This window comes from Nocardia cyriacigeorgica NBRC 100375, from assembly GCF_000308555.1.
In the GTDB taxonomy this organism is placed as follows: domain Bacteria; phylum Actinomycetota; class Actinomycetes; order Mycobacteriales; family Mycobacteriaceae; genus Nocardia; species Nocardia cyriacigeorgica.
Map to the genome: position 1 here is coordinate 1 of NZ_BAFY01000198.1, position 1,544 is coordinate 1,544.

Consider the following 1,544-nt stretch of genomic DNA (forward strand, 5'->3'; position numbering starts at 1 on the left):
GCACCGCCTCGGCGTCGGTGATATCGAGTTCACGGTGACCGAAGGCGCGCGCGGTGGGCGCGAGCCGCCGCAGCTCGTGCCCGAGCAGCCCACCCGCACCGGTGACGACCAAGCGCTCGGCCAGGTCGGGGTCTGCGGGCGATTCCGGCGGCGTAGCGGCACTCATGCGGTCAGTCTGGCACGCCGTGACACCAGCGGTTCGGCTCCACCACCGTTGCCGTTGGTTAGCCTCGTGATGGGGCTGGGTGTCATGAGCGACGCTGAGTCGAAAGGACTGGAATCGATCGCCGGGTCCGTCGAGCGGACCCGACGGGGTGGAGAGGACTGCAGGTGGCGCAGCGCAGGGCGGCAATTGGGGGTGGCGCACCGATGTCCCGCACGGAATGGGAACCGGGTTCCTTCGGCCCGATGCGTGCGCTGGTGGCGGTGATCGCTGTGCTTGTGCTGGTGGTCACCGGCCTGGCCTGGCGCAGCGTGGACAGCCTCATCTCCAATATCGAACGCATCTCCGATCTGGGTCTCGGCGGCGGCCGTGACGGCGCGGTCGACATCCTGCTGGTCGGCGTCGATTCGCGCACCGATGCGCACGGCAACCCGCTGACCGACGCCGAACGCGCCATGCTGCACGCCGGCGACGAGATCGGCACCAATACCGACACCATCGTGCTGGTCCGGGTCCCCAACGACGGCAGCTCCGCGACGGCTATCTCCATCCCGCGCGACTCCTACGTCGACATCCCCGGCCTCGGCAAGGGCAAGATCAACTCCGCCTACGGCATCACCAAGCAGCAGGAGCAACAGGAACTGCTGGACGAGGGCGTCGCCGAGGACGAGGCCGAACGCAAGTCCACCCAGGCGGGCCGTCAGGCGCTGGTCAAGACGGTCGCCGGGCTCACCGGCATCACCGTCGACCATTACGCCGAGGTCAGCCTGCTCGGGTTCGTGCTGCTCACCGACGCCGTGGGCGGGGTGGACGTGTGCCTGAACAATCCGGTCGACGAATGGATGTCCGGCGCCTCGTTCCCGGCGGGCAGACAGCGGCTCGACGGCCCGCGCGCGCTGAGTTTCGTCCGCCAGCGCCACGATCTGCCGCGCGGCGACCTCGACCGCATCGTGCGCCAGCAGGTGTTCATGGCCCAGCTGGTGCAGCAGGTGCTCAGCAAGGACACCTTGAGCAATCCGGGCAGGCTCAGCGAGCTGAGCGAAGCGGTCGGACGCACCATCGTGCTCGACGAGGACTGGGATGTGCTGGCATTTCTGCAACAGCTGCAGGACCTGACCGGCGGCAAGGTCACCTTCGAGACCATCCCGGTGGCCGACCTCAACGGCACCACCCCCGACGGGGAATCGGTGGTCCGGGTGGAGCCGAAAGCGGTGAAGTCGTACGTGGCTTCACTGGTCGGCGAGGAGAGCGAGGAACCCGAGACACCCGCCGTCACACCGTCGTCGGTCACGGTCGACGTGTTCAACGCCAGCCTGGTGGGCGGTCTGGCCGGTCAGGTCTCACAGGCCTTGAGCGCCAAAGGCTTCCAGCAGGGCGAGGT

Annotated in this window: 1 protein-coding gene; it reads left to right on the forward strand. The window is 68.2% G+C overall.

What is annotated here, in order from left to right; all coding sequences use genetic code 11:
* Nucleotides 1-369: 369 nt before the first annotated feature.
* Nucleotides 370-1,544 (forward strand): LCP family protein (locus RJ05_RS19750; protein WP_051016748.1); only part of this gene is annotated, 1,175 nt, incomplete at its 3' end.